Genomic DNA, 2,385 nt, shown 5'->3' with positions numbered 1-2,385 from the left:
GCCAGGCCTCAGCATTTTATTATGGTGATCCCCTGGGCGAAATGCGCCTGGTAAGCAGAGTTTTTGAAATGTAAGGCCTTTGAATAAGACAAAAGGCTGCCTCATCGCTAACTTTGCAACAGTGCCCGCTCAGATCGACACCACGACTGCGTCCGGTCGCATGGTGTTCGGAATCTTCGCCACCTTGGCCGAGTTCGAGCGGGATCTGATCCGAGAGCGCACCATGGCGGGTCTCGCCTCCGCGAGAGCGCGCGGTCGCAAGGGCGGACGAAAATTCGCGCTCACCAAAGCTCAGGTGCGTCTCGCGCAAGCCGCCATGGCCCAGCGCGATACTTCAGTTTCCGATCTCTGCAAGGAACTCGGCATCGAGCGCGTCACTCTCTACCGATATGTCGGTCCCAAAGGCGAGCTCAGAGACCATGGAAAGCATGTTCTCGGACTTACGTAGCAACTCGTTTCTTTTCGCAGGTTGAGCCACCTCCGCGCTTCATCAGAAAACTGAAGGAACCTCCATTGAATCGAACTAATATTTTTTTTGGTGAATCGCATTCTGACTGGTTGCCTGTCAGAGGCGGAGAATCTGGTGATTTTGTTTTTCGACGTGGTGACGGGCATGCCTTCGCGAAAATCGCACCTGCTTCCCGCCGCGGTGAGCTCGCTGGAGAGCGTGACCGCCTCATTTGGCTCAAAGGTCGAGGTGTGGCTTGCCCCGAGGTGATCAACTGGCAGGAGGAACAGGAGGGTGCATGCTTGGTGATAACGGCAATTCCGGGAGTACCGGCGGCTGATCTGTCTGGAGCGGATTTGCTCAAAGCGTGGCCGTCAATGGGGCAGCAACTTGGCGCTGTTCACAGCCTATCGGTTGATCAATGTCCGTTTGAGCGCAGGCTGTCGCGAATGTTCGGACGCGCCGTTGATGTGGTGTCCCGCAATGCCGTCAATCCCGACTTCTTACCGGACGAGGACAAGAGTACGCCGCAGCTCGATCTTTTGGCTCGTGTCGAACGAGAGCTACCGGTGCGGCTCGACCAAGAGCGCACCGATATGGTTGTTTGCCATGGTGATCCCTGCATGCCGAACTTCATGGTGGACCCTAAAACTCTTCAATGCACGGGTCTGATCGACCTTGGGCGGCTCGGAACAGCAGATCGCTATGCCGATTTGGCACTCATGATTGCTAACGCCGAAGAGAACTGGGCAGCGCCAGATGAAGCAGAGCGCGCCTTCGCTGTCCTATTCAATGTATTGGGGATCGAAGCCCCCGACCGCGAACGCCTTGCCTTCTATCTGCGATTGGACCCTCTGACTTGGGGTTGATGTTCATGCCGCCTGTTTTTCCTGCTCATTGGCACGTTTCGCAACCTGTTCTCATTGCGGACACCTTTTCCAGCCTCGTTTGGAAAGTTTCATTGCCAGACGGGACTCCTGCAATCGTCAAGGGATTGAAACCTATAGAAGACATTGCTGATGAACTGCGCGGGGCCGACTATCTGGTATGGCGCAATGGGAGGGGAGCAGTCCGGTTGCTCGGTCGTGAGAACAATCTGATGTTGCTCGAATATGCCGGGGAGCGAATGCTCTCTCACATCGTTGCCGAGCACGGCGACTACCAGGCGACCGAAATTGCAGCGGAACTAATGGCGAAGCTGTATGCCGCATCTGAGGAACCCCTGCCTTCTGCCCTTCTCCCGATCCGGGATCGCTTTGCAGCTTTGTTTCAGCGGGCGCGCGATGATCAAAACGCAGGTTGTCAAACTGACTACGTCCACGCGGCGATTATAGCCGATCAAATGATGAGCAATGCCTCGGAACTGCGTGGGCTACATGGCGATCTGCATCATGAAAACATCATGTTCTCCAGTCGCGGCTGGCTGGTGATAGATCCCGTCGGTCTGGTCGGTGAAGTGGGCTTTGGCGCCGCCAATATGTTCTACGATCCGGCTGACAGAGACGACCTTTGTCTCGATCCTAGACGCATTGCACAGATGGCGGACGCATTCTCTCGTGCGCTGGACGTCGATCCGCGTCGCCTGCTCGACCAGGCGTACGCTTATGGGTGCCTTTCCGCAGCTTGGAACGCGGATGGAGAAGAGGAGCAACGCGATCTAGCTATCGCGGCCGCGATCAAGCAGGTGCGACAGACGTCATACTAGATATCAAGCGACTTCTCCTATCCCCTGGGAACACATCAATCTTACCGGAGAATATCGTTGGCCAAAGCCTTAGCGTAGGATTTCGCCCTCTCCCGCAAACGACCCCATCTTTGCGGCGATCGTGGCCGGATAGCCGTCTTCGACAATCAGCCGAGCTAACCGGAGACGGGCACGAGGAGTGAGAAGAGCGTTCGGATGGGTCATCAATTGGCCTCCGCCGCGGTCTTCGTAA

The 2,385-nt window shown here is 56.2% G+C and carries 3 protein-coding genes and 1 pseudogene; 3 read left to right on the top strand and 1 reads right to left on the bottom strand.

The window, feature by feature from the left end; translation table 11 throughout:
• The first annotated feature begins 79 nt into the window (after positions 1 to 79).
• The 3 genes from L6990_RS11750 to L6990_RS11740 all read left to right on the top strand — a co-directional run bounded on the left by L6990_RS11750 (position 80) and on the right by L6990_RS11740 (position 2,153).
• Positions 80 to 448, top strand: coding sequence for a recombinase family protein (locus L6990_RS11750; RefSeq protein ID WP_012360778.1), 369 nt, complete (start codon positions 80 to 82; stop codon positions 446 to 448).
• Between the two features lie 65 nt (positions 449 to 513).
• Entirely contained in the window at positions 514 to 1,317 is an 804-nt protein-coding gene (gene aph(3'')-Ib / locus L6990_RS11745) for an aminoglycoside O-phosphotransferase APH(3'')-Ib (protein ID WP_001082319.1), read from the top strand.
• Positions 1,317 to 2,153 carry an aminoglycoside O-phosphotransferase APH(6)-Id gene (locus L6990_RS11740; RefSeq protein ID WP_000480968.1) on the top strand — a complete coding sequence of 279 codons (837 nt, stop codon included), beginning with the start codon at positions 1,317 to 1,319 and terminating at the stop codon, positions 2,151 to 2,153. The genes aph(3'')-Ib and L6990_RS11740 overlap by 1 nt, the downstream gene beginning before the upstream one ends.
• Before the next feature lie 105 nt (positions 2,154 to 2,258).
• On the opposite strand, the pseudogene L6990_RS11735 reads toward L6990_RS11740, so the two are convergent.
• Positions 2,259 to 2,357 (bottom strand): annotated as a pseudogene (locus tag L6990_RS11735) (IS481 family transposase); the annotation flags it as partial.
• Positions 2,358 to 2,385: the final 28 nt, after the last annotated feature.

This window comes from Rothia endophytica (genome assembly GCF_928381505.1).
In the GTDB taxonomy this organism is placed as follows: domain Bacteria; phylum Actinomycetota; class Actinomycetes; order Actinomycetales; family Micrococcaceae; genus Rothia; species Rothia endophytica_A.
The sequence above is the reverse complement of the archived record's forward strand: the minus strand, read 5'-3'. Positions and strand labels throughout refer to the sequence as shown.

What these genes read in the sequence shown, in the direction of transcription:
- L6990_RS11740 (WP_000480968.1), top strand. Translation starts at nt 1,317, where the DNA reads ATGTTCATGCCGCCTGTTTTTCCTGCTCATTGGCACGTTTCGCAACCT.